The following is a 23364-nucleotide window of genomic DNA, read 5'->3' on the forward strand; positions in this document are numbered from 1 at the left end:
GGTGTCCTTACTTCGTGTCTGAAGGGGCAACCGCTTCCGCCAGACCTTGGCGTACACGGTTGAACAGCGTGTACAGCAACAACGCGGTAATCACCGCGAGAATCGGGTTGATCCATGTCAGCGGTAGCAAGCCGGTGGCCGCCCCGGCCCCGATCACGCCAAAGCACAAGGCACGATCACTTTTGCCCATCGGGCCGTCGTAACGGCGCGACGCGCCGACCATTGGCCCCATCACCCCGGCGTATTCACTGATCAGTGCGCCGATAACCAGCAGCACCACCAGCACTGGCGAAACGCCTGGCAGTAGCGCGAAGGGCAGGAACAATGCCGCGTCGGCGATCACGTCACAGAGTTCATTGAGGTAGGCGCCCAGCGTGGATTGCTGGCCGAACTCGCGGGCCAGCATGCCGTCCACGGCATTTAGCGCCATGCGCAGCAGCATCCACAGGGGGATTAATGCGAATAGCCAGACATGCGCAGGGAAGATGGCGAGTAGCAGGCCAATCAGCACCGAAACGACGGCGGCGCCCAGAGTGACTTGATTGGCGGTAACGCCGCGGTCGAACAGACGCTGGACCAGCGGGCGCAGCAGGTTTTGAAAGCGTGGTTTTAGCTGGTAGATCGAAAGCATGTCACGAACTCCGTTTCGCCATGTTTCTAGGTTGTTGCGCACGCCAGCTTACCGGTTGGCCACGCACTAAGCGATACGCCAACGTGACCGCATTCATAGGCGTCGCTTAAAAACTTATTCCCAATTTATCTACATTTTCGGTACAGCCTAAAACCCAGCTATATCAGTGGGTTGAGCGCTTTATTTTGATATAAATTTAAAACGCTCAACAGGTTATCCACAGATAGCGGCGGTTCAGGCGAGGTCGTTTGGCGGCTCTGCCGTGGGGCTTTGTGGATCGAGTGCACCGATTTCCATCTGTGCCTGGCTTACCCACGCGAACGCACGGTCGTTGAGCGCGGCGATGGCACGCGGGCCTTCACCTTCAGCGAACATCGCCGGGCCGAAAACCACCTGCACGGTGCCGGGTTTCTTGCCCCAGCCTTCCTTCGGCCAAAACTGCCCGGCGTTGTGCGCGACCGGCAGCACCGGCAGCTTGCTGTTCACTGCCAGGGCGGTGCCGCCGCGGGAGAACTTGCCGATCTGGCCGTCCGGGATGCGGGTGCCCTCGGGGAAAACCAATACCCAGGCGCCCTGCTCCAGGCGCGTGCGGCCCTGGCTGGCGAGTTGCTTGAGAGCCGCCTTGGGATTGCTGCGGTCGATGGCGATCGGCTTGAGCATGGCCATCGCCCAGCCGAAGAACGGCACGTACAGCAGCTCGCGCTTGACCACCTGGCTAAGCGGTTCGAAGTAGGCGCACAGGAAGAAGGTTTCCCAGGTGCTCTGGTGCTTGGCGAGGATCACGCAGGGCTGATCAGGGATATTTTCTTTGCCCTTGATCTCGTAGTTGATGCCCGCGACCACTTTGGCCAGCCACACGGCGCAGCGGCACCAGTTCTGCACCACGAAACGATAGCGGGCCCGGAACGGCAGGAACGGCGCGACGAACATGCTGATGATGCACCAGATGCACGAGCTGGAGGACAGCAACAGATAGAAGAGGAAAGTTCTGAAGAACTGCACTGTCGACATAGGAGCAATTACCGTTGCAGGCCTGGGGCCTGCGCTATCAAGTGAGAAGCTGCGCAGCGACCGCTGCCAGGTCATCGAATACCAGGGTGCCCGCAGGCAACCCTTTGGCCAGGGTGCGTTCACCCTTGCCAGTTTTCACCAGCACCGGCTGACAGTCGACGGTGCGAGCCGTTTCCAGGTCACTGCTGCTGTCGCCAACGAACCAGATTCCGCTCAGCGGTACGCCGTAGTGCTCGGCGATCTGGCGCAGCATGCCGGGTTTCGGCTTGCGGCAATCGCAGCCGTCGTCCGGGCCGTGGGGGCACTGCACGATCAGGCCGACTTCGCCGCCCTGCTCGGCCACCAGCTCACGCAGCCGCGTGTGCATGGCTTCCAGCACCGCCAGCGGGTAGTAGCCGCGGGCGATACCGGATTGGTTGGTGGCTACTGCCACCGTCCAGCCCGCCTTGCTCAGGCGCGCAATGGCCTCGATGGAGCCCGCTATCGGGATCCATTCGTCGAGGCTTTTGATATAGGCGTCGGAGTCATGGTTGATGACCCCGTCGCGGTCGAGAATGATCAGTTTCACGCAGCGTCCTCAGCGCCCTCTCCATGCGGAGAGGGCAAAGGTGATCAACCCAGTACCGAGATGTCGGCGACACCCAGGAACAACCCACGCAGACGCGCCAGCAACGCATAGCGGTTGGCACGTACCTTGGGGTCTTCGGCGTTGACCAGCACCGCTTCGAAGAAGCTGTCCACCGGCTTGCGCAGCGAGGCCAGCTGAGCCAGCGCTTCACGGTACTGACGCGCCTGGGCCATTGGCTGCACGGCGTTGTCGGCCTGCTGGATGGCGGCGTTGAGGGTGAACTCCGCCGGTGTATCGAAGTAATGCGCTTCGATGCTCGTGGCGATCTGCCCGTCGGCCTTGCTCAGCAGGTTGGACACACGTTTGTTGGCGGCAGCCAGGGCCTCGGCTTCCGGCAGCGCGCGGAAGGCCTGCACGGCCTGTACGCGTTGGTCGAAGTCCAGCGGTGACAGCGGGTTCACTGCACGCACGGCCTGGTATACCGACACGTCCACGCCTTCGTCTTCGTAACGCGCGCGCAGGCGGTCAAAGATGAAGTCGAGTACTTGCGGCGCCAAACCAGTGGCCTTGACCTTGCCACCGTACTGGCGCACGGCGAAGTCGACGGTCTTGCCCAGGTCCAGGTCGAGCCCCTTCTCGATGAGAATGCGCAGCACGCCCAGTGCCGCACGACGCAGTGCGTAGGGGTCCTTGCTGCCGGTAGGCAGCATGCCGATACCGAAAATGCCGACCAGGGTATCCAGCTTGTCAGCCAGAGCAACCGCAGCACCGGTCAGGGTGCTCGGCAGCTCGGCGCCGGCACCGCGCGGCATGTACTGCTCGTTCAGCGCCAGGGCAACGTCCTGCGGCTCGCCGTCATGCAGGGCGTAGTAGTAACCGGCGATACCTTGCATCTCCGGGAACTCGCCGACCATTTCACTGGCCAGGTCACACTTGCTGAGCAGGCCGGCGCGGGCGCCACGCTTGGCGTCGCCACCGATGCGCTCGGCGATGAAGCCGGCCAGGGCCGAGATACGCTGAGCCTTGTCGTAGACGGTGCCGAGCTGGGCCTGGAACACCACGTTGGCGAGACGCGCGTTGAAGCTTTCCAGCTTTTGCTTCTTGTCCTGCTTGAAGAAGAACTCGGCGTCGGTGAGACGCGGGCGCACCACCTTCTCGTTGCCGGAGATGATCTGCGCCGGGTCTTTGCTCTCGACGTTGGCCACGGTGATGAAGCGCGGCAGCAGCTTGCCGTTGGCGTCCAGCAGGCAGAAGTACTTCTGGTTGTCCTGCATGGTGGTGATCAGGGCTTCCTGGGGTACTTCCAGGAAGCGCTCCTCGAAGGAACAGACCAGCGGCACCGGCCATTCGACCAGGGCGCTGACTTCCTCGAGCAACGCTGGCGGCACGATGGCCGTGCCCTGCTGCTCGGTAGCCAGTTGCTCGATGCGCTTGGCGATCATCGTGCGACGCTCGCTGGCGTCGGCGATCACGTAGGCAGCGCGCAGCTCCTGGGCGTACATCGCGGGCGCCGAGATGCGCACGTCATGATTGGCATGGAAGCGGTGACCACGCGAGACGCGACCCGCCTTCTGGGCGAGGATTTCGCAATCGATCACCTGATCACCAAACAGCATCACCAGCCACTGGCTCGGGCGCACGAATTCGGTCTTGCGGGCACCCCAGCGCATGCGCTTGGGAATCGGCAGCTCGTTCAGCGAGCTTTCCACGATGCCCGGCAACAGGCCGGCGGCGCTCTGCCCCGGAATATGCTGGCTGAATTTCAGCTTTGGACCGCTCTGGTCGATAGCGCTGAGTTCGACGCCGCACTTCTTGGCGAAACCCAGCGCAGCCTGAGTCGGGTTGCCGTCGGCATCGAAGGCGGCCTGCAGCGGCGGGCCGTCGAGATTGACGGTGCGGTCCGGCTGTTGGGTAGCCAGCTGTTCGACCAATACCGCCAGGCGGCGCGGCGCGGCATACATGCGCGCGCTGGTGTAGCTCAGGCCAGCGGCCTTGAGGCCCTTTTCAACGCCGGCAAGAAAGGCATCGCCGAGGTTCTTCAGGGCTTTGGGTGGCAGCTCTTCGGTGCCCAGTTCAACGAGGAAATCGAGCGCACTCATTCTGCTGCCTCCAGCTTGGCCAGTACTTCATCACGCAGATCGGCGGCGGCGAGCGGGAAGCCCAGGCGGCGCCGGGCCTGCAGATAACTCTGCGCCACGGCGCGGGCCAGGGTGCGCACGCGCAGGATGTACTGCTGACGCGCGGTCACCGAAATGGCGCGGCGGGCGTCGAGCAGGTTGAAGGTGTGCGAAGCCTTGAGGACCATCTCGTAGGTGGGCAGCGGCAGCTCCAACTCGATCAGGCGATTGGCTTCGTTCTCGTAGAAATCGAACAGCTCGAACAGCTTCTCGACGTTGGCGTGCTCGAAGTTGTAGGTCGACTGCTCCACTTCGTTCTGGTGGAACACGTCGCCGTAAGTCACCTTGCCGAACTGGCCGTCGGCCCATACCAGGTCGTACACCGAATCGACGCCCTGGATGTACATGGCCAGGCGCTCGAGGCCGTAGGTGATTTCACCGGTGACCGGGTAGCACTCAATGCCACCGACCTGCTGGAAGTAGGTGAACTGGGTGACTTCCATGCCGTTGAGCCAGATTTCCCAGCCCAGACCCCAGGCGCCGAGGGTCGGCGATTCCCAGTTGTCTTCGACGAAACGGATGTCGTGCACCAGCGGGTCGATACCGATGGCCTTCAGCGAGCCCAGGTACAGCTCCTGAAAGTTCTCCGGGTTCGGCTTGAGCACCACCTGGAACTGGTAATAGTGCTGCAGACGGTTGGGGTTCTCACCGTAGCGGCCATCAGCCGGGCGGCGAGAAGGCTGCACGTAGGCGGCGTTCCAGGTTTCCGGGCCGATGGCGCGCAGGAAGGTGGCGGTGTGGAAAGTACCGGCCCCCACTTCCATATCGTAGGGTTGCAGTACCACACAGCCTTGCTCGGCCCAGTATTGTTGCAGGGCGAGGATCAAGTCCTGGAAGGTGCGCACGGCAGGCGTTGTCTGGCTCACGAAAAATTCACCTGTTGGGGCTGCGACAGAAAGCCGGGGAGTATACCCGAAGCGAGGCTGAGCCCGCATGCTGCGCCGTCTCTACCGGCGAACAGACAAGCCTGGCGGTGGCATTGTGCTTGCGGCTCGCTGCGATATCGGTAGTCGGCCTTGTGAGGCCCCGTAAACGGCATGCCAGGGATGGGCCTCTACCCTTAGCCCATGCGCCGGCACGCTATCGGGTGCATTGCTTCAAGGCGTCTTGCCTTCACCGGGCGGCCAGCGAGTTTGCTGGCCGCCCGGTGAAGGTTGCTGCTGGGCGCCTTTGGAAGGCGTGGGCAAAGCCGGCGGCGAGATCATTAAATTACTGTCAATAATAATCAGTCGCGTTAAAATGCCGCGCTTTCTCACATGCCCGTCTTCTCACCAAAGGCGATGAGATCCGCTGCGCATATGAACTCGTCATGTGCTCTGTGCGCAGCCGCGTCACCAGGGACAGCACGGCATCAGTCGCCGTGCTCAGGACAACAATCAGGATAGATCGATGAAAGAGGGATTTCGCCAGTCCATGGCATGGCTGCATACCTGGACGGGACTGGTTGTCGGTTGGGTGCTGTTTTTCGTCTTCGTAACCGGCACGGCGGGTTACGTGGACGACGAAATCACCCGTTGGATGGAGCCCGAGCGGCCGTTGCAGGTGCCTGTCGAGGGCGTGCCGCGCCCCGAGTTGATAAAGCGCGCCCTGACGCGCCTGGAACAGGTGGCGAGCAACGCCAAAAGTTGGACCATCACCCTGCCCCACACCTCGTTGCGCCCGCGCGGCGAACAGGGGCTGGCGATTGCCTGGGAAGATATCCCCGAGCGTGGCCACGATTTCGGCCGTCGCGGCCGCGAAGAACTGAACGCCGAAACCGGCCTGCCGCGTCAGGAAGTCGAGCCGCGTGCCACCGGTGGCGGGGCGGCGCTGTACGAGATGCACTACGTCCTGCATTACATGCCTTACAACGTCGGCATCACCATCGTCGGCGTGTGCACCATGCTGATGCTGCTGGCGATCCTTACCGGGGTCATCACCCACAAGAAGATCTTCAAGGACTTCTTCACCTTCCGTCCGGGCAAGGGCCAGCGCTCCTGGTTGGATGCGCACAACGTGATCAGCGTGATGGCGCTGCCGTTCTTTCTGATGATCACCTACAGCGGGCTGATTTTTTTCGTCTTCAACTACATGCCGGCCGGTGTTGCCGCGGTGTATGGCACCGGCAACCAGCAGCAGCGTGCATTGTTCGACGATCTGTTTTCCCGCGACAAACGCGAGTACCTGCCGGCCAGTCGGCCCCAGGCGTCGCTCGAGCAAATGGTGCAACACGCCGAAGCGCAGTGGGCCGATCGCGGTGTGTCGAGCCTGACCATCAGCCAGGTCAAGGGTGAGCCGGCGCGTGTCGATGTGCAGCGGATCATTGGCGACTCGGTAAACGTCTATGACCCGGTGATGCTTAGCTTCGCCGCCGCCGATGGCCAGCCAACGGTCTACCCGGACAAGACCCACGGGGCCGGTAAAACCCACCGCATGCTGGTCGGCCTGCACGAGGGATTGTTCGCCGACTGGTGGCTGCGCTGGCTGTACCTGATCGCCGGCCTGCTTGGCTGCGCAATGATCGGCACCGGCCTGGTGCTGTGGACGGTCAAACGGCGTAATCAGCACCTCAAGCGCGACGACCGCGCCGCGCTGTTCGACGCTTACGGCCTGCGCCTGGTGGAAGTGCTCAACGCCGGTACGCTGGTCGGCCTGCCGGTCGCCGTGGCGGCGTACTTCTGGGCCAACCGCCTGTTACCGGTGGACATCGCCGACCGTGCGCAGTGGGAGATGCACTGCCTGTTCCTGACCTGGGGCTGGCTGTTCCTCTATGCCTCGCTGCGGCCACTGAAAAAGGCCTGGCTGGAGATGGTCTGGATGGCGGTAGCGGCGTTCGCGTTGCTTCCGCTGATCAATGCCCTGGCCACCGACCGCCACCTCGGCGTGACCGTTGTCGAGGGCGACTGGGTGCTGGCCGGATTCGACTTGAGCATGTTCGGCCTGGCGGCGCTGTTCGCCTATGGCGCCATGAAGATCCGCCGCCGCTGGCTGAAAGCCGATACGGCGGCTGCGCTGTCGGGCAAGGAGGCGCTGGCATGAAGAACGCTTCGATGGCGCGTTACCGCTGGCTCGTCGCCTCGCGGGTGCTGGCGGCTGCGCTGGGTGGCTATGCCCTGACCTCGGCGCTGACCGTGTTGTTGTCGCTGGTCTGGCCGTTGCCGAAAAGCCAGGCCGTGCTGGCCGCCACGATGCTCAGCTTTACCCTGTATGCCGTGGCGGTGATCTGGGTGTTCAGCGTACGTAGCGTGACCCGTGCCTGGCTGGGCATGGTGATACCCACCGCGGTGGTCGCTCTGTTGTGCTGGGTGCTGCAATCGGGAGGCGCGGCATGAGCTTGAGTCTCTCCATTCTGCTGGCGAGTCTTGGTGGCTTCATTGCCCTGGCGCTGGCGATGGAAAAACACTGCAAGCATCTGCTGCGCCGTGTGCTGTCGCCGCTGTGGATGCGGGTGTTGCGCGCCGCAGGCTGGTTGCTGCTGGCCCTCGCGCTGGGGCTGAGCTTCCAGCACTGGGGCGTAAGCGTGGGCGCGGCGGCCTGGCTCGGCTGGCTGTCGGTGGCCGGTATCGGGCTGGTGTTCTACCTGCCCAGATGGCCCTGGCAGCCCACCCAGGGCAAGGCCGCAACGCGCCGCGAGCGCAAGCTGGCGGGTGTTGAAACCGCCGCGGCGCAACCGCTCGAGCGCTTGCACTGGCTGCGCCGCGGAGCGACCGGGGTATTGCTGCTGGTGCCGGTTGGCGTGATCGGCTTGCTGTTGACCGCCTCGCCAAAACCGCTGCACAGCGATGAGGCCGTGCAGGGCCAGGTCGGCCCTTGGTCGTTCACCCTTGCCGAGGCGCAGCGCAAGGCCCCGCACCAGGTGCTGGGCACGCCATTCAAGGCGTTCGAAGTGCGTTTTTGCGAGGCCTGCGATGACCAGATCCGCGCCGCCTACCTGAAGATTCGCAAGCCGCGTTCGCTGCGCGCTGCAGGCCTGGTGTTCGCTGGCAACCGCTGGGATCGCTGGGTGGAAATCCAGATCCCGGCCAAGGCCAAGCTCAGCGATCAGCTGTGGCTGACCGTGGAAGGCAAGGACGGCAGCGTGCACCACGCCGCGGTGGATATCGACAAGGTCTCGCCCTCGCTTGCCGAATTCATTGCCCGCGAGTCGTGAGAACGTCGGTAACCCATCATGGGCGCAACACGAGAGATCGCCTAGCGGGTTACGCGGCGCGCCGGCATCGTGTCCATTGAGGAAGCCCAGGGTATAGCGCCGCTAACCCACCCTACCCGGCCTACGGGCTGGCTTGTCGTAGGGTGGGTCACGCTCCTCCGACCCACCAAGCCATTCACCGCCGATTGCGCTGGGTCGATTTGCCGTCTGGTTTAGATCGCTCCCGGGTTTCGCTGCGCTCTACCCAGGCTACGAGAGTCGGTGCTGGCTCACTCGTAATCGATCCCCGGTTATAGTCTGCCTTCGCCCATCGCCGAGCCGACTGCCATGCCCCGCTGTTTCTGGTGTAACGACGATCCGCTGTATCAGGCCTATCACGATGAAGAATGGGGCGTGCCGTCACGCGATCCGCAGCACCTGTTTGAGATGCTGCTGCTCGAAGGCGCCCAGGCCGGATTGTCGTGGATCACCGTGCTGAAGAAGCGCGAGCGCTATCGCCAGGTGCTGTTCGGATTCGACGCCGAGCAGCTGGCGGCGATGAGTGATGCGTACATCGAGACGCTGATGCAGGACCCCGGCATCATCCGTAATCGCCTCAAGCTGCAGGCGGCGCGCAAGAATGCCCAGGCCTGGCTGCGCCTCGACGATCCGGTGGCGCTGCTCTGGTCGTTCGTCGGTGGCGTCCCGAAGATCAACCATTTCGACGGCCGCGGCGACGTGCCGGCGGTGACGCCTGAAGCCGAAGCCATGAGCAAGGCGCTGAAGAAGGCTGGCTTCACGTTCGTTGGGCCGACCATTTGCTACGCCTTCATGCAGGCCACCGGCATGGTTATGGATCACACCCGCGACTGTGATCGCTACGCGGCATTGCAACAGGAGCTTCGCCCATGAGCACCATCATCGACACTCTGGACCAGTTGCAGGCGTTGTACGGCGAGGCCCACGAGCGCTCGCTGCGCAAGGAAATTACCTATCTCAGCGAGCCGTACCAGGCACTGGTCGCCGCGTCGCCCTTCGTGGTACTGGCCACTCACGGGCCAGACGGCCTGGACTGCTCGCCCCGTGGCGATGCGCCAGGCTTCGTGCGGGTGCTTGATGAGCGCACCCTGCTGCTGCCGGATCGCCCGGGCAACAACCGTATCGACAGCCTGCGCAACATCATCAACGATCCGCACGTGGCACTGCTGTTCCTGATCCCCGGCGTCGGCGAGAGTTTTCGGGTCAACGGTCGTGCCAGCATTTCACTGGAGCCGCAGCTTCTGGAGTTGTGCACCGCCCAGGGCAAGCTGCCGCGCAGCGTGCTGCGTATCAGCATCGACACCTGCTATTTCCAATGTTCCAAGGCGGCCGTGCGCTCCGGGCTGTGGGATTCCGAGCGGCACGTCGAGCGCGCCAGTCTGCCGTCAGCGGGTGATCTGCTTAAGGCGGTCATGGACCCGTCGTTCGACGTGCAGGCCTACGAGCGTGAACTGCAGGAACGCCTGAAGACCAGGCTCTACTGAGCCCTTCATCGTATCTATGCATGTATGTAACAGCCATGCGGGTTCGAGGCGGTTACACTGTGCGCCCTTTTTGGTTGGGAGCAGCGTGTGGAAAAGCTCAAAGGCGCCTTGGTAGTCGGTTCGTTGCGATTATTCGCTCTGCTGCCCTGGCGTGCCGTGCAGTCGCTCGGCGCGGTGATCGGCTGGCTGATGTGGAAGCTCCCCAGCGGTTCGCGCGACGTGGTGCGCATCAACCTGGCCAAGTGCTTCCCTGAACTGAGCGCCGCCGAGCATGACAAGCTGGTCGGCCGCAGCCTGATGGACATCGGCCGCACGCTGACCGAGAGCGCCTGCGCCTGGGTCTGGCCGGCACACAAGTCGCTGGCGCGGGTGCGTGAAGTCGAGGGCCTGGAAGTGCTCGAAGCCGCCCTCGCTTCCGGCAAGGGCGTGGTCGGTATCACCAGCCACCTGGGCAACTGGGAAGTGCTGAACCACTTCTACTGCTCGCAGTGCAAACCGATCATTTTCTATCGCCCACCCAAGCTCAAGGCCGTGGACGACCTGCTGCGCGAACAGCGCGTACAGCTCGGCAATCGCGTGGCACCGTCGACCAAGGAAGGCATCCTCAGCGTCATCAAGGAGGTGCGCAAGGGCGGCGCCGTGGGCATTCCGGCCGACCCGGAGCCGAGCCTGTCGTCCGGGATGTTCGTGCCCTTCTGCGGCACCGTGGCGCTGACCAGCAAGTTCGTGCCGGGCATGCTCGCCGGGCACAAGGCCGTGGGTGTGTTCCTGCACGCGCTGCGCCTGGAAGACGGTTCCGGCTACAAGGTGATTCTCGAAGCTGCGCCGGAAGGCATGTACAGCGAAGACACGTATACCGCTGTGGCCGCCATGAGCGCCGTGGTGGAAAAATACGTGCGGGCCTACCCGAGCCAGTACATGTGGAGCATGAAGCGCTTCAAGAAACGCCCCGAAGGCGAGGCACGCTGGTACTGAAAGCCGCTGCGCTTCACAACGAAGCGCCGACAGGCTGGGCGCAGGCCGGGAATTGCGGTATTAAACGCGACATATCTTTCCCACGAGGCTGTACAGGACATGTCCGCCAACCAGCGCCAGTATCCGCGCACACCGATGAAGTGCCGCATCAAGATCTGCCACCCGAGCTTCGGTGAGCTGGTTGCCCAGACCCGCGACCTGTCCGATGGCGGCGTCTATGTCCGGCACGACGCTCTGGCCGCACTCGAGCTGGGCGAGCGCTTGACCGGCCAGGTACAGGATATGCCCTTCGAAGCGCCGGTCCTGGAAATGGAGGTGATGCGCGTCGATGCCGAAGGCGTAGGGCTGCGCTTCGTCCGCGACTGATGCCACTGTACTGCAGATTAAAGCGTGCCCACCTTGCGTGGGCACGCTGCTTTTCAGGCTTCTGAACGAGGCCGTGGCGGTTTCTTCATCGCATGTGCGGGTTTTTCCCGCGTTATCTGACTTTGAAGATGAACTGCACTTTTTGCTCGGCATCGCTGCCGGGCCTCTCATTCACTTCGTGAAAAGAGGTTCCATGATCCAATTCCGCGTCCGGTTAGCAATATCTAGCTCGGAGCGACCAAGGCTGGGCTCACTGAGGTGTTACGCGCCTCAGTGCGCCTCGTTCACCGCGCTGAGGAAGCTCTGCGTACGTTCCTGCTGTGGGTTGCCGAATAGTTCGGCCGGGGTGCCCTGTTCGTGGATGCAGCCCTGGTGGAAGAAGCACACGCGGTCGGCGAACTCGCGGGCAAAACCCATCTGGTGGGTGACCATTAGCATGGTCAGCTTGTGCTCGCTGCCCAGACGGCGGATGACGTTGAGCACTTCGCCGCATAGCTCGGGATCGAGGGCCGAGGTCACTTCATCGAACAACATCACTTTGGGGCGCATGGCCAGGGCGCGAGCGATGGCAACGCGCTGCTGTTGGCCGCCGGAAAGCTGTGATGGGTAGTGCTCGAGCTTGGCGCCCAGGCCGACCATGTCGAGCAGCTCTCGGGCCCGCTCGCTGGCTTCGCGCTTGTTCATGCCGAGCACCTGTACCGGCGCTTCGATGACGTTCTGCATGGCATTCATGTGCGGGAACAGGTTGAAGCTCTGGAACACCATGCCGATCTTGCCGCGCACCTTGCGCTGATGGCCGGCGCTGGCACGTACCAGCCTGCCGTCGCGGCCAGGCATGTGAGTCAGCGGCTGATCGTCGACTTCGATCACCCCTTCGTCGATGTCCTCCAGGGTCATCAGGGCCCGCAGCAGCGTGGATTTTCCCGAGCCGCTGGGGCCGATGATGGCGACCTTCTCGCCAGCGGCGACTTCCAGGTTCAGGTGATTGAGCACGGTCAGGTTGCCGTAGCGCTTGGTCACGTCGGTGAAACGTACGATGGGCTGTGACATGGCGGGAATTCCGGCAGCGTTGGGGGAAAGATGCGGGGCGTTCATCGTGGCGCCTCCTCCATTCGGTCTTCGAGGCGGCGCACGCACCAGGCGAGGCCGAGGCTGAGCAACAGAAAGAACAGGCCGACCATGGTGATCGGCTCCAGGTAGCGGAAACTCTCCGAACCGATGTTCTTGGCCTGTTGCATGATTTCCACCACGGTGATGGCTGACAGCACCGGCGTGTCCTTGAGCATCGCCACCAGGTAGTTGCCCAGGGCCGGCAGGATCGGTCGCAGCGCCTGGGGCAGGATGATGTTGCGGTAGGCGCTCAGCGGCGACAGATTGAGTGCGGTGACCGCTTCCCACTGCGCCCGCGGCACGGCGTCCAGGCCGGCGCGGTACACCTCGGCGGTGTAGCAGGCGTAATGCAGGGCGATACCGAGGATACCTGCCTGCAGGGCGGTGAGGTTGAGCCCGTAGTTGGGGAACACGTAGAACAGGAAGTACACCTGGATCAGCAGTGGCGTACTGCGGATGAACTCGATCAGCCCGGTGGCTGGCCAGGATAGCCAGACCTTGCGGCTGCGCCGTGCGATGGCCAGGAACAGACCCAGCACGATGGCGATGGCGAAGCCGCCGAAGGTGATCAGCAGGGTATTGAGCGAGGCCTGCAGCAGTTGCGGCAGGATGCTCCAGGCGAATTGCCAGTCGAAGAAATTCATGACAGGCCTCCGCGCATGCGGCCACGGGCCAGGCGTTTCTCCAGGCGGCGCATGCCCAGGTTGATCGCCTGGGCCATGACGAAGTACATCAGCAGCGCCAGGCCGAAGATTTCCAGGGTCATGAAGGTCGCCTGATCCAGCTGACGAGCACGGAAGGCCAGGTCAGACAGGGTGATCAGCGACACCAGCGAGGTGTTTTTCAGCAGCTCGATGAGCAGGTTGGTACCTGGTGGAATCGCCGCCAGCAGCGCCTGCGGCAGGATGATCCGGTAGAAGCGCTTGAGCGGTGACATGTTCAGTGCCTGGCAGGCTTCGTACTGACCCTTGGCCACCGAGCGAATGGCGCCACGCATCACTTCCGCGCCATAGGCGCCGATATGCAGGCCGAGGCCGACGATGGCCACCGCGTAGGCGCTCATCTCGACGTTGAACGGCGGCATCGGCAGCACGAAGTACAGCCAGAACAGCTGTACCAGCAGCGAGGTACCACGGAACACTTCGATATAAGCGATGGCCAGCCAGCGCAGCGGGCCGATGGGTGAAAGCCGGCCAAGCGCGGCAATCACTGCCGAAACGACGGCCAGCAGCGAGCCCCAGAAGGTGATCTGTACGGTCACCCAGGCGCCTTGCAGCAACAGCGGGAGGAGATCGCCCATCAATGCAGTCCTATGTGGCGAGCGGAATAACGGAAAGCGCCGGGCCGCGCAGGTTGGAAGCAGCCCAGGCTAAGCCCCTTACTGGCCGCAGAGCTCGGCGGCTGTCTTGTCGGTAATGTTGGATTGGTCGAAACCGAACGGTTTGACCGTGGCGAGATGCTCCTCCGTGCCGATCCACTTTTTCAGCTCGGCATTGACCGCATCGCGAAAGGCCTTGTCTTCGGGACGGAAGGCCAGGGCACCGTAGCCCGTGTGGGATGGGTCGTCCTTGAACTCGGCGATCGCTTCCACGCTGTCGCCGCCCTTGTCGGCCAGGTTCTTCATGGTCAGTTGCGTGCCCACGGCGGCATCAGCGCGCCCGGCGCGTACTGCCTGCAACTGTGCGGTGGTGTCCGGCACCTGAAGGATCTGCCCGTCGGTGATACCGGCATCGCGGGCATAACCGAGGTTCACCGTGCCGGCCATGATCGCCACTTTGGCACCGCTCTTGGCGATGTCTTCATAGCTGTGCAGTTTCTTCGGGTTGCCGGTTTTGGTCAGCAGCGTGTCGGGCAACTGGTAATGCGGGTCGGTGAACAGCACCTGCTTGCAGCGTTCCGGGGTGATGTACATGCCGGCGGCGATCAGGTCGAAGCGGCTGGCGCGCAGGCCGGGAATCAGTGAACCCCATTCGGTGAGCACCGGATTGATGGTCTCGACGCCCATCTTCTCGAAGATTTTCTTGACGATCTCCGGCGACTCGCCCGTGACGCTGCCATCCAGCGCAGTGTAGGCAAACGGCGTTTCGTTGGCATAGCCGATGCGCACGCTGTTGCTGTCCTTGACCTTGTCCAGCGTGTCGGCAGCCTGCACGGCAGAGGTGCCGATGGCGGCGAGCACGCCGCAGGCCAGGGTGAGTCGACGCACGGTGGACGGAATAACGCTGCTTATCATGTGATTCTCCTGTTTCTTGTAGTCCGCTCGAAAAAGCGGAGCGCTATGTTAGGAGGCAGGTTTTTCAAGAGCATCTGGCCGCGAGCGACCGGAGGTGGATTCAATCTTCTTCTTGTGCGCTTGGTGCGCTGGTTCCACCCTTGACCCCGAGCATACAAAAGGCTTTTTGCCAGTGGTATTGCACTAGGACAATTGAATCATGGGCTGACAGGCGGGATGCTGTGCGCAATAGTCTCCAATCCGCGGGAGCAGTATGCACAACTGGAAGCAGGCACTGGGCAGCGCTCGCCAGGGCGAGTCCAAGTACAAGACGCTGGTGCAGGCGATTACCGCCGATATCGAGCAGGGCAGCCTCAGCGACGGCCAGCGCCTGCCGCCACAGCGTCAGGTCTCAGAGGCGTTGGGCATCAGCGTGCAGACCGTAACCAACGCATACAAGGAACTCGAACGCCAAGGCCGGGTGCGTTGCGAGGTGGGCCGTGGCAGTTTCGTGTCGCGGCGTACCAGCGAGCGGGTGGCCACCTCGATGCTTGATCACAGCGAGCAGGCGCTGCTGGATTTCTCGATCGCCCGCATCGTCCATACCCGCGAACACGATCGTCTGTGGCAAGCCACCTGCGGCGAGCTGTCCACCGAATCGGACCAGCCTTGGATCCGCGCCTTCCGACCCATCGCTGGTTTCGAAAGCCACCGCGATGCAGGCGTACGCTGGTTGTCCGGGCTCGGTCTGGACGTGACGCGAGAAGATCTGCTGCTCACCAACGGTGCTGCTCACGGTATCTTTCTGGCCCTGGCGTCGCTGGCCGGCCCGGACGATGTGGTGCTCTGCGAAGGGCTGTCCGATCACGGCGTGATCGGCTCTTCCCAGGTGCTCGGTTTTACCCTCAAGGGCTTGGAGATGGATGCCCACGGTATTGATCCCGAGCACTTCGAGGACATGTGCGGTAACGAGCGAATTACCGCGCTGGTGTGTACACCGAACCTCAACAACCCCACCAGTTGCACCATGCCGGACGCGCGGCGTCGGGAGATTGCCGAGATCGCCCGACGCTACGGCGTGTACGTGATCGAGGACGATGTTTATGGCCCGCTGCTGGCCGGCCAGCAGCGGGCGCGGCCGATCAGCCATTACATGCCGGAGTTGTCGTTCTACTGCACCAGCATGACCAAGTCGGTGCTGGCCGGCTTGCGCATCGGCTACCTGGCGATGCCCAAGCGCCTGGCGTTGCGCACCGAGAGCATCCTGCGAGTGAACAGCTGGATGGCTACCCCGCTGCTCGGCGAAATCGCCGCACGCTGGATCAATGGCGGGCATGCCGACGAACTGGTGCAAATGCAGCGCCAGCTATTGGCCAACCGGCAGGCGCTGGTCGAGGCGGAGCTAGGTGAGCACCTGCTGCGCAACCATGCCTATTCGCTGAACGCCTGGCTGGCCGTGCCGGAGCACTGGGAGCCGGACAGCCTGCTGCGCGAGCTGCGGCGCAAGCATGTGGCGCTTACGCTGCCCGACCCGTTCGTGCCGCCGGGCATGCCGCGACCGCGTGCAGTGCGTCTGTGCGTGGGCGCCGAGTGCAGCGAAGCGCAGGTGCAAAAGGGCCTTAAAACCATCCGCGAAGTCTTCGAGCAGTACCCGAAGATTCACGATTTCTAGCCCGATAGCGCCCTTGAGTGGGCCGGTTTTCTGATGAAACCGGCGCCTTACCAGGGCCTGCTGGCGTGCTCGTTAGCTGCATGGCGGCCCTGTGGAAAAGTCGAATGCGGTGGTATGAAAAATATCGTCCTAGTACATTCGGTGGTGCATTTCTCCGCTCGTACACTCGGTCGCAAACACCTTGCGGGGAATGCGCGCCATGCCTTCGATCCACCTCGACGACCTGCTCCAGGCACGCCAGCGTATCGCCGGCCTGGTTCGGCAGACGCCGCTGGAAGCCTCGCCCTCACTGACTCGCCTGCTCGGTGTGCCGGTGTGGCTGAAGCTGGAATCGCAGCAGGCCACCGGCAGTTTCAAGCTGCGCGGTGCCAGTAATGCCGTGGCGCAATTGAGTGCCGAGCAGCAGCGTCTGGGCGTGGTCACCGCATCCACCGGCAACCATGGCAGAGCGTTGGCATTTGCAGCGTCTCAGCTTGGCGTGAAGGCCACTGTGTGCCTGTCCGAGCTGGTGCCGGCGAACAAGGTTCTCGCCATCCGCGAGCTGGGGGCCGAGGTGGTGATCAGCGGGCGCAGCCAGGATGACGCCCAGCTCGAAGCGCTGCGCATCGCCCGCGACCAGGGCGGCACGTTCATTCCGCCGTTCGACCATCCCCATGTGATCGCCGGCCAGGGCAGCCTCGGTCTGGAAATCCTCGAGCAGTGCCCGGACGTCTGCGACGTGCTGGTACCGCTCTCCGGCGGCGGTCTGTTCGCCGGTGTGGCGCTGGCGATCAAAGCCACTCGTCCAGCCATCCGCACCCACGGCATCAGCATGCGCCTGGGCGCGGCGATGCACGCCAGCCTGCAGGCCGGTCAGCCGATGGAGGTGGAAGAGCTGGCGACCCTGGCGGATTCCCTCGGTGGCGGTATCGGCCTGGATAACCGCTACACCTTTGGCCTGACCCGCGAGCTGTGCGATCAGCTGCATCTACTCGACGAAGCGGCCATCGCCCGGGGCATCCGCCACGCCTACCGCGAGGAACGGCAGGTGGTGGAAGGTGCCGCTGCGGTGGGCATCGCCGCGCTGCTCGAAGGCCTGATCGAACCTCGTGGGCCGGTGGTCGTGGTGGTCAGCGGTCGCAACATCGATATCGACCAGCACCTGCGTGTGCTGGGTGGCGCGGACGCCTGAGGAAGCCCCATGGCCAAGACCCTGATTCTCAACCAGACCGACCTGCGCGACTGCGTCGGCCTCGATGCCGACAGCCTGGCAGTGGTGGAAAACGCCTTTCGCCTGCTGGCCACGGCCGAGGTGGCGATGCCGCCGATCCTGCGGTTGGACATCCCCGAGCACAACGGCGAAGTGGACGTGAAGACCGCCTACCTGCCCGGCGTACCGCGCTTCGCCATCAAGGTCAGTCCGGGTTTCTTCGACAATCCCAGGCTCGGCCTGCCCAGCCTCAATGGTTTGATGATGTTGTTTTCGGCGCACACCGGCCTGGCCGATGCCCTGCTGCTCGATAACGGCTACCTCACTGCGGTACGCACCGCTGCGGCTGGCGCCGTGGCCGCCAAATGGCTGGCCCGGGAGGATGCCCGCGCGGTTGCCATTCTCGGCGCCGGTGAACAGGCCCGCCTGCAATTGCAGGCGCTGCGCCTGGTGCGTGACGTGCGCGAAGTACGCATCTGGGCTCGCGACGGGAGCAAGGCCGCTGCCATGGCCGCCGAGCTGGGCGATGCGCGGGCGGTCGACAGTGTGGCGGCTGCGCTGGATGGCGCCGATATCGCCATCACTACCACGCCGAGCCGCGAACCGCTGATCCTGCCCGAACACCTGCGCCCTGGCCTGCATATCACCGCCATGGGCTCGGATGCCGCGCACAAGAACGAGATCGCTCCAGCCGTGCTGGCGCAGGTCGACGCCTACGTGGCCGACCGCCTTTCCCAAACCCGTGTGCTGGGCGAGCTGCACCACGCCATCGCCGCTGGCTTGGTTGGTGCCCAGGCGGACTTCGCCGAGCTCGGCCAGGTCATCGCCGGGCAGCGTCCTGGGCGTCGCAGCGCCGCGCAAATCACGCTGTGTGATCTGACCGGCACAGGCGCCCAAGACACCGCCATCGCCAACCTTGCCTACGAGCGGGCGACCGCGGCGGGCAAAGGCCTCAGCTTCGATTCCTGAATCCGTTTCACCCTGGAGGGCAACCGCAATGTCGGAAATCATCGTCAACCTTCCCTTCGCCCGGGAGGAATACGCCCAGCGTCTGGCCAAGACGCGCAGCGCCATGCAGGCCAAGGGCATCGAACTGCTGATCGTCACCGACCCATCCAACATGGCCTGGCTGACCGGCTATGACGGCTGGTCGTTCTACGTACACCAGTGTGTGCTGCTGGCGCTGGATGGCGAGCCTGTGTGGTTTGGCCGTGGCCAGGATGCCAATGGCGCCAAGCGCACGGTGTTCATGGAGCAGGCGAACATCATCGGTTACCCCGATCACTACGTGCAGTCCACCGAGCGGCACCCGATGGATTATCTGTCCAGGGACGTGATCGCAGCCCGTGGCTGGGACAGGCTCAGCATCGGTGTCGAACTGGACAACTACTACTTCAGCGCTGCGGCCTACGGCTCGCTGCAGCGCAACCTGGGCAATGCTCGTTTCATCGACGCCACCGCGCTGGTCAACTGGCAGCGGGCGATCAAGTCGTCCACCGAAATCGGCTACATGCGCATCGCGGCGAAGATCGTCGAGAAGATGCACGCCGCCATCTTCGAGAAGATCGAGCCGGGCCTGCGCAAGAACGAGTTGGTCGCTGAAATCTACCGCACGGGCATCCTCGGTGCCGACGGGCACGGCGGCGATTACCCGGCCATCGTGCCGCTGCTGCCCACCGGCGCGGATGCCAGCGCCCCGCACCTGACCTGGGATGACTCGCCGATGGTCAGCGGCGCCGGCACCTTTTTCGAGATTGCCGGGTGCTACAAACGCTATCACTGCCCGCTGTCGCGCACCGTTTACCTGGGCAAGCCGCCCCAGCATTTTCTCGATGGCGAGAAGGCCGTGGTCGAAGGCATCGCGGCCGGCCTGGAGGCCGCCAAACCGGGCAACACCACCGGCGATATCGCCCGCGCGTTCTTCAAGGTGCTGGAGAAGTTCGGCATCCACAAGGACAGCCGCTGCGGCTACCCCATTGGTATCAGTTATCCACCGGACTGGGGCGAGCGCACCATGAGCCTGCGGCCAAGTGACGAGAGCGTGCTGCAGCCAGGGATGACCTTCCACTTCATGCCGGGCCTGTGGCTGGACGACTGGGGGCTGGAGATCACCGAATCGATCCTGATCACCGACCGCGGCGTGGAAACCTTCTGCGACGTACCGCGCAAGCTGTTCGTGAAGGACTGATCCCACCGCCGCGTTTTTCTTGATCGGTGGACAAGCCTGCGAGGTTGTCCACTCTGCCTGGATGCCATAAATGACCCAGTTGCGTGATAACCCCATCAGCCCCACCGTCGACTTCGACCGTGACGGCGTGCAGCATGGCTTCCTCAAGCTGCCCTACTCCCGCGACGACTCCGCCTGGGGTGCGGTGATGATTCCGCTTACCGTGGTGAAAAATGGCAGCGGCCCCACGGCGCTGTTTACCGGCGGCAATCATGGCGATGAATACGAAGGCCCGCTGTCTCTGAGCAAGCTGGCGCAGACCCTGCGCGCCGAGGATGTCAGCGGGCGGATCATCATTGTGCCGTTCATGAATACGCCTGCCGTGCACGCAGGCACACGCACCTCGCCAATCGACAAGGGCAACCTGAACCGCAGCTTTCCCGGCAAGCCCGATGGCACCGTGACGCAGAAGATCGCCGACTATTTTCAACGCACCCTGCTGCCCATGGCCGATGTGGTGCTGGACATCCATTCCGGCGGCAGGACGCTGGACTTCCTGCCTTTCGCTGCCTGCCACGTGCTGGCCGACAAGACTCAGGATGCCGCCTGCGAGGCTGGCATGCGGGCCTTCGCCGCGCCCTACTGCATGCGCATGCTGGAGCTCGATGCGGTGGGCATGTACGACACCGCCGCCGAGGAACAGGGCAAGATTTTCGTCACCACCGAGCTGGGCGGCGGTGGCAGCAGCACGGCCAGGAGCCTGGCCATTGCCGAGCGTGGCGTGCGCAACCTGCTGATCCATTTCGGCCTGTTGGGCGGGGAAATCGAGGCCTATGAGTCGGTGATGCTCGATATGCCCGACAGCGATTGCTTCGTCGCCAGCGAAGATGATGGCCTGCTGGAAATGTGCCGCGACCTTGGCGACGCCGTGGAAAAGGGCGAGGTGATTGCCCGGGTCCACAGCGCCCGACGTACCGGTGCGCCGGCCATCGAGTACCGCGCAAAACGCAGCGGCGTGCTCGCCGCCCGGCATTTCCCCGGGCTGGTGAAAGGCGGCGACACCCTTGCCGTGATCGCTGACGTGGTCGGCTGATATGCACAAGCTCGATCGCTACGACCTGAAGATCCTGCGCATCCTTTCCGAGGATGGGCGGATCACCAAGTCAGCGCTTGCCGAGGCGATCAACCTTTCGGTGACCCCGGCCTGGGAGCGTGTGCGCAAGCTGGAGGCGGCCGGGCTGGTCAAAGGCTATCGCGCGCAGATCGACTGGGCCGCGCTGTTCAAGACCCAGCAAGTGCTGGTGGAGATCACCCTCGCCCGCCACACCGCGCAAGACATGCGGCGGTTCGAGCAGCGCCTGGGTGAAGCGCCGGAAGTCGCCTTCTGCTACGCCACGGGTGGCGGCGTCGACTACATCGCCATGATCCGTGCTCGCGACATCGATCACTACCAGCGATTTGTCGATCAGCTGTTGCTGGAAGGCCTTGGCATTGAGCGCTATTTCACCTACATCGTCACCAAGACCATCAAGCAGGACAACGCTGGCGCGCCTGCCGACCTTGGCGACGAATGAGGCGCGATTACAGCTTGGCCTTGACCGCCGCCATCGCATCGCCGCCGTCGCGGGTGGTCACGCCGGCGAGCCAGCCATCGAGCACCTCGGGGTTGTCCTTGATCCAGGCCTTGATCGCCGCGGTGTTGCCGACCTTCTGATTGAGCACCTGATCCATGATGGTGTTTTCCATCTCCTGGGTGAAGGTCAGGTTGGTCAGCAACTTGCCGACGTTCGGGCACTCGGCCACATAGCCTTTGCGCGCCAGCGTGTTGACCGAGCCGGTGGCGCCGAAGAATTTCTCGCCGCCCTTGAGGTACTGCATGTCGTACTGGATGTTCATCGGGTGTGGCGTCCAGCCGAGGAACACCACGAACTGTCCACGCTTCTCGGCCCGCCCGACTTGTACCAGCATGGCCTGCTCGCTGGACTCGACCAGTTCCCAGTCGCCTAGGTCGAACTCGTTGTTGGCGATCATCTGGCGGATATAGTCATTGGCGGGTGAGCCGGAGCCGATGCCGTAGATTTTCTTGCCGAAGCGCGCAGCGAATTTGTTCAGGTCCTTGAAATTCTGTACGCCTTCTTCGTAGGCATAGGTCGGCACCGCCAGGGTGTATTCGGTGCCGCCAAGGTTCTCGACCACCTTGTCGACCTGACCGCTGGCAACGTAGCGCTCGTAATCGTGCTGGCCGGCCGGCATCCAGTTGCCGAGGAACACATCGACCTGGCCCTTCTGCAGCCCGGCAAAAATGATTGGAACCGCCAGGGTGCGGGTTTGCGGTTTGTAGCCGAGGCCGTCGAGCAGCAGGCTGGCGATGCCGTTGGTAACCGCGATGTCGCTCCAGCCTGGGTCTGCGAGGCTAACGCTGGCGCAGCTGGCATCTTCCGCGATGGCTTGAAAGCTGGCGCTCATGGCCAGCAGGCTGGCGGCGATCACGGTCTTGAGAGGCTTCATCGGCATCGTCCTTTTGCTAGAGAGAGGCCTAACCCTAGGGGCATGGGCGAAGCGGCGCAAGCAGAACGGCCGTGAAAAACCGTCAGTAGGTAGCCATCTTCCTGATGCTTCAGCGGATCGACAGGCCGCCACCGCCATAATGGCGTGTCGGCCGCTGCCATTGAGTAAATCGGCTAAAAAAATTTTGAACTTGCTGATGGTTTTGCTTGTCCGTCCCTCGGGACGCGCGGAGCGCCATTTCTCTTTTTTATCAATGTTACAAGTGGCTGATTCAGGAAAGGATTCGCGGCGGCTTGGTTATCTTCAAGGTCATCATGTTGAACAAATTCTTCCTTTCCCTGTTTTTAGGCGGCGCCTTGTGCTGCGCCGCCATCGGTAATGCATCTGCCAGCTTTCGGGTTCATCTGCAGGACGGCAGCACACGTGTCATTGCTCCAGCCAAAATTGAAAAAACACCTGCGCAAAGCGTGATCCAGCGTGCCATGAGCACTCTCGGTACCCCGTACCGCTGGGGTGGTAACAGCCCGGAGCACGGCTTCGATTGCAGTGGTCTGGTGAAATACGCCTTCAAGAAAGTCGATGATCTGGACCTGCCACGCACGTCCCGCGCGCTCTCCCGCTTCGATGGCCCCAAGGTTGCCAAACGCAATCTGGAACCCGGCGACTTGCTGTTCTTCCGCATCCATAGCCGCAGCGTCGATCACGTGGCCATTTACCTCGGCAACGATCGCTTTATCCACGCGCCGCGCCGCGGTAGCAACGTACGGATCGACAAGCTCAGTAACGGCTACTGGCAGAAGCATTTCCAGCTGGCTCGCCGGGTAATGCCTGAAGAGACGCAGCTGGCCAGCAATGGCTGACGGAGCCGGTGAAACGACTGTTGTAAGGCAATAGCGGACGTAGGGTGGATCGGGGCGCGTAGCTGACGCTCTTTTCATCCACCATTGCGATCGCAGAGCGGTGGACGGGTCGGGCCGCGTAGATGAGGAGTCGTCCACCCTACGACTGTGGGAGCGGGCCGTGCCCGCGATTCGCGTGCATGAACAACTGGGCGTCCCCGCCCGCTCCCACCATTCGTAGGTTACGCATCATCTGCGCGCATCCCAGGTAGACGTAGGGTGGATGGCGCTTTTTTCATCCACCATTG

The 23364-nt window shown here is 63.1% G+C and carries 25 protein-coding genes; 15 read left to right on the forward strand and 10 right to left on the reverse strand.

Annotated features, from left to right (window positions below; all coding sequences use genetic code 11):
* Positions 1 to 7: 7 nt before the first annotated feature.
* The 5 genes from BLS60_RS20605 to glyQ form a co-directional block, all read right to left on the reverse strand.
* On the reverse strand, positions 8 to 631 hold the full coding sequence (locus BLS60_RS20605) for a CDP-alcohol phosphatidyltransferase family protein (RefSeq protein WP_092371895.1): 624 nt from the start codon (positions 629 to 631) through the stop codon (positions 8 to 10).
* A gap of 234 nt (positions 632 to 865) precedes the next feature.
* Positions 866 to 1642 carry a lysophospholipid acyltransferase family protein gene (locus BLS60_RS20610; protein WP_070882426.1) on the reverse strand — a complete coding sequence of 259 codons (777 nt, stop codon included), beginning with the start codon at positions 1640 to 1642 and terminating at the stop codon, positions 866 to 868.
* Positions 1643 to 1679: 37 nt separating this feature from the next.
* The gene (gene gmhB, locus BLS60_RS20615; RefSeq protein WP_070882427.1) at positions 1680 to 2210 is read right to left on the reverse strand and encodes a D-glycero-beta-D-manno-heptose 1,7-bisphosphate 7-phosphatase; all 531 of its coding nucleotides are present in this window, start codon (positions 2208 to 2210) and stop codon (positions 1680 to 1682) included.
* 44 nt (positions 2211 to 2254) lie between these two features.
* Positions 2255 to 4309: a glycine--tRNA ligase subunit beta gene (glyS, locus tag BLS60_RS20620; protein WP_092371897.1), complete on the reverse strand. Its 2055-nt coding sequence runs from the start codon at positions 4307 to 4309 to the stop codon at positions 2255 to 2257.
* Positions 4306 to 5253 (reverse strand): glycine--tRNA ligase subunit alpha, encoded by a 948-nt coding sequence (glyQ, locus tag BLS60_RS20625; protein ID WP_092371899.1) that lies wholly within the window; start codon positions 5251 to 5253, stop codon positions 4306 to 4308. Before glyQ ends, glyS begins: the two co-directional genes overlap by 4 nt.
* Before the next feature lie 523 nt (positions 5254 to 5776).
* Here glyQ and BLS60_RS20630 point away from each other — a divergent pair.
* From BLS60_RS20630 to BLS60_RS20660, 7 genes are all read left to right on the forward strand, one after another.
* Positions 5777 to 7405 (forward strand): PepSY-associated TM helix domain-containing protein, encoded by a 1629-nt coding sequence (locus BLS60_RS20630; protein WP_092371901.1) that lies wholly within the window; start codon positions 5777 to 5779, stop codon positions 7403 to 7405.
* Positions 7402 to 7698: a DUF3649 domain-containing protein gene (locus BLS60_RS20635; RefSeq protein WP_092371903.1), complete on the forward strand. Its 297-nt coding sequence runs from the start codon at positions 7402 to 7404 to the stop codon at positions 7696 to 7698. Before BLS60_RS20630 ends, BLS60_RS20635 begins: the two co-directional genes overlap by 4 nt.
* A complete protein-coding gene (locus BLS60_RS20640) occupies positions 7695 to 8516 on the forward strand; it encodes a DUF3325 domain-containing protein (RefSeq protein WP_092371905.1) in 822 nt (273 codons plus the stop codon). The genes BLS60_RS20635 and BLS60_RS20640 overlap by 4 nt, the downstream gene beginning before the upstream one ends.
* Positions 8517 to 8843: 327 nt before the next feature.
* Positions 8844 to 9407: a DNA-3-methyladenine glycosylase I gene (locus tag BLS60_RS20645; RefSeq protein ID WP_092371908.1), complete on the forward strand. Its 564-nt coding sequence runs from the start codon at positions 8844 to 8846 to the stop codon at positions 9405 to 9407.
* Positions 9404 to 10018: a pyridoxamine 5'-phosphate oxidase family protein gene (locus BLS60_RS20650; RefSeq protein ID WP_092371909.1), complete on the forward strand. Its 615-nt coding sequence runs from the start codon at positions 9404 to 9406 to the stop codon at positions 10016 to 10018. The genes BLS60_RS20645 and BLS60_RS20650 overlap by 4 nt, the downstream gene beginning before the upstream one ends.
* Positions 10019 to 10105: 87 nt before the next feature.
* Entirely contained in the window at positions 10106 to 10993 is an 888-nt protein-coding gene (locus BLS60_RS20655; RefSeq protein WP_070882435.1) for a lysophospholipid acyltransferase, read from the forward strand.
* 99 nt (positions 10994 to 11092) lie between these two features.
* Positions 11093 to 11359 carry a PilZ domain-containing protein gene (locus BLS60_RS20660; protein ID WP_070882436.1) on the forward strand — a complete coding sequence of 89 codons (267 nt, stop codon included), beginning with the start codon at positions 11093 to 11095 and terminating at the stop codon, positions 11357 to 11359.
* Positions 11360 to 11629: 270 nt separating this feature from the next.
* Here the strand turns inward: BLS60_RS20660 and ehuA are convergent, their stop codons facing one another.
* The 4 genes from ehuA to ehuB form a co-directional block, all read right to left on the reverse strand.
* Positions 11630 to 12409 (reverse strand): ectoine/hydroxyectoine ABC transporter ATP-binding protein EhuA, encoded by a 780-nt coding sequence (ehuA, locus tag BLS60_RS20665; protein ID WP_092371912.1) that lies wholly within the window; start codon positions 12407 to 12409, stop codon positions 11630 to 11632.
* Between the two features lie 41 nt (positions 12410 to 12450).
* A complete protein-coding gene (gene ehuD / locus BLS60_RS20670; RefSeq protein WP_092371914.1) occupies positions 12451 to 13113 on the reverse strand; it encodes an ectoine/hydroxyectoine ABC transporter permease subunit EhuD in 663 nt (220 codons plus the stop codon).
* Entirely contained in the window at positions 13110 to 13769 is a 660-nt protein-coding gene (ehuC, locus tag BLS60_RS20675) for an ectoine/hydroxyectoine ABC transporter permease subunit EhuC (RefSeq protein ID WP_092371916.1), read from the reverse strand. Before ehuC ends, ehuD begins: the two co-directional genes overlap by 4 nt.
* Before the next feature lie 78 nt (positions 13770 to 13847).
* Positions 13848 to 14702: an ectoine/hydroxyectoine ABC transporter substrate-binding protein EhuB gene (gene ehuB, locus BLS60_RS20680; RefSeq protein ID WP_092371918.1), complete on the reverse strand. Its 855-nt coding sequence runs from the start codon at positions 14700 to 14702 to the stop codon at positions 13848 to 13850.
* 253 nt (positions 14703 to 14955) lie between these two features.
* Here ehuB and ehuR point away from each other — a divergent pair, with 253 nt between their 5' ends.
* From ehuR to BLS60_RS20710, 6 genes are all read left to right on the forward strand, one after another.
* The gene (ehuR, locus tag BLS60_RS20685; protein ID WP_092371920.1) at positions 14956 to 16353 is read left to right on the forward strand and encodes a MocR-like ectoine utilization transcription factor EhuR; all 1398 of its coding nucleotides are present in this window, start codon (positions 14956 to 14958) and stop codon (positions 16351 to 16353) included.
* Positions 16354 to 16552: 199 nt separating this feature from the next.
* Positions 16553 to 17524, forward strand: a complete 972-nt coding sequence (eutB, locus tag BLS60_RS20690) for a hydroxyectoine utilization dehydratase EutB (RefSeq protein WP_092371922.1) — start codon at positions 16553 to 16555, stop codon at positions 17522 to 17524.
* Positions 17525 to 17533: 9 nt separating this feature from the next.
* A complete protein-coding gene (gene eutC / locus BLS60_RS20695) occupies positions 17534 to 18511 on the forward strand; it encodes an ectoine utilization protein EutC (protein WP_092371924.1) in 978 nt (325 codons plus the stop codon).
* Between the two features lie 28 nt (positions 18512 to 18539).
* Positions 18540 to 19730, forward strand: coding sequence for an ectoine hydrolase DoeA (gene doeA / locus BLS60_RS20700; protein WP_092371926.1), 1191 nt, complete (start codon positions 18540 to 18542; stop codon positions 19728 to 19730).
* Between the two features lie 70 nt (positions 19731 to 19800).
* On the forward strand, positions 19801 to 20802 hold the full coding sequence (gene doeB / locus BLS60_RS20705) for a N(2)-acetyl-L-2,4-diaminobutanoate deacetylase DoeB (RefSeq protein ID WP_092371928.1): 1002 nt from the start codon (positions 19801 to 19803) through the stop codon (positions 20800 to 20802).
* Position 20803: 1 nt separating this feature from the next.
* Complete coding sequence (locus tag BLS60_RS20710; protein WP_092371931.1) at positions 20804 to 21283, forward strand: Lrp/AsnC family transcriptional regulator; 480 nt, start codon at positions 20804 to 20806, stop codon at positions 21281 to 21283.
* Between the two features lie 7 nt (positions 21284 to 21290).
* On the opposite strand, the gene choX is transcribed toward BLS60_RS20710, so the two are convergent.
* The gene (gene choX / locus BLS60_RS20715) at positions 21291 to 22217 is read right to left on the reverse strand and encodes a choline ABC transporter substrate-binding protein (RefSeq protein WP_070882437.1); all 927 of its coding nucleotides are present in this window, start codon (positions 22215 to 22217) and stop codon (positions 21291 to 21293) included.
* Between choX and BLS60_RS21520 the strand changes: the two genes are divergently transcribed.
* A complete protein-coding gene (locus BLS60_RS21520; protein ID WP_164090952.1) occupies positions 22204 to 22596 on the forward strand; it encodes a hypothetical protein in 393 nt (130 codons plus the stop codon). The genes choX and BLS60_RS21520 overlap by 14 nt on opposite strands.
* Positions 22532 to 23077, forward strand: a complete 546-nt coding sequence (locus BLS60_RS20720; RefSeq protein ID WP_092371938.1) for a C40 family peptidase — start codon at positions 22532 to 22534, stop codon at positions 23075 to 23077. Before BLS60_RS21520 ends, BLS60_RS20720 begins: the two co-directional genes overlap by 65 nt.
* Positions 23078 to 23364: the final 287 nt, after the last annotated feature.

The sequence above is a fragment of the Phytopseudomonas seleniipraecipitans genome, assembly GCF_900102335.1.
In the GTDB taxonomy this organism is placed as follows: Bacteria; Pseudomonadota; Gammaproteobacteria; order Pseudomonadales; family Pseudomonadaceae; genus Aquipseudomonas; species Aquipseudomonas seleniipraecipitans.

Excerpts from the sequence above, each read along its gene's own strand:
- BLS60_RS20720 (WP_092371938.1), top strand. The coding sequence starts at position 22,532 with ATGTTGAACAAATTCTTCCTTTCCCTGTTTTTAGGCGGCGCCTTGTGC.
- ehuR (WP_092371920.1), top strand. The coding sequence starts at position 14,956 with ATGCACAACTGGAAGCAGGCACTGGGCAGCGCTCGCCAGGGCGAGTCC.
- ehuA (WP_092371912.1), bottom strand. The coding sequence starts at position 12,409 with ATGTCACAGCCCATCGTACGTTTCACCGACGTGACCAAGCGCTACGGC.
- glyS (WP_092371897.1), bottom strand. The coding sequence starts at position 4,309 with ATGAGTGCGCTCGATTTCCTCGTTGAACTGGGCACCGAAGAGCTGCCA.
- BLS60_RS20660 (WP_070882436.1), top strand. The coding sequence starts at position 11,093 with ATGTCCGCCAACCAGCGCCAGTATCCGCGCACACCGATGAAGTGCCGC.
- choX (WP_070882437.1), bottom strand. The coding sequence starts at position 22,217 with ATGAAGCCTCTCAAGACCGTGATCGCCGCCAGCCTGCTGGCCATGAGC.
- ehuB (WP_092371918.1), bottom strand. The coding sequence starts at position 14,702 with ATGATAAGCAGCGTTATTCCGTCCACCGTGCGTCGACTCACCCTGGCC.
- BLS60_RS20645 (WP_092371908.1), top strand. The coding sequence starts at position 8,844 with ATGCCCCGCTGTTTCTGGTGTAACGACGATCCGCTGTATCAGGCCTAT.
- ehuD (WP_092371914.1), bottom strand. The coding sequence starts at position 13,113 with ATGAATTTCTTCGACTGGCAATTCGCCTGGAGCATCCTGCCGCAACTG.
- doeA (WP_092371926.1), top strand. The coding sequence starts at position 18,540 with ATGTCGGAAATCATCGTCAACCTTCCCTTCGCCCGGGAGGAATACGCC.
- BLS60_RS20630 (WP_092371901.1), top strand. The coding sequence starts at position 5,777 with ATGAAAGAGGGATTTCGCCAGTCCATGGCATGGCTGCATACCTGGACG.
- BLS60_RS20605 (WP_092371895.1), bottom strand. The coding sequence starts at position 631 with ATGCTTTCGATCTACCAGCTAAAACCACGCTTTCAAAACCTGCTGCGC.
- eutB (WP_092371922.1), top strand. The coding sequence starts at position 16,553 with ATGCCTTCGATCCACCTCGACGACCTGCTCCAGGCACGCCAGCGTATC.
- BLS60_RS20635 (WP_092371903.1), top strand. The coding sequence starts at position 7,402 with ATGAAGAACGCTTCGATGGCGCGTTACCGCTGGCTCGTCGCCTCGCGG.
- BLS60_RS20610 (WP_070882426.1), bottom strand. The coding sequence starts at position 1,642 with ATGTCGACAGTGCAGTTCTTCAGAACTTTCCTCTTCTATCTGTTGCTG.
- BLS60_RS20710 (WP_092371931.1), top strand. The coding sequence starts at position 20,804 with ATGCACAAGCTCGATCGCTACGACCTGAAGATCCTGCGCATCCTTTCC.
- eutC (WP_092371924.1), top strand. The coding sequence starts at position 17,534 with ATGGCCAAGACCCTGATTCTCAACCAGACCGACCTGCGCGACTGCGTC.
- doeB (WP_092371928.1), top strand. The coding sequence starts at position 19,801 with ATGACCCAGTTGCGTGATAACCCCATCAGCCCCACCGTCGACTTCGAC.
- BLS60_RS20640 (WP_092371905.1), top strand. The coding sequence starts at position 7,695 with ATGAGCTTGAGTCTCTCCATTCTGCTGGCGAGTCTTGGTGGCTTCATT.
- ehuC (WP_092371916.1), bottom strand. The coding sequence starts at position 13,769 with ATGGGCGATCTCCTCCCGCTGTTGCTGCAAGGCGCCTGGGTGACCGTA.
- BLS60_RS20650 (WP_092371909.1), top strand. The coding sequence starts at position 9,404 with ATGAGCACCATCATCGACACTCTGGACCAGTTGCAGGCGTTGTACGGC.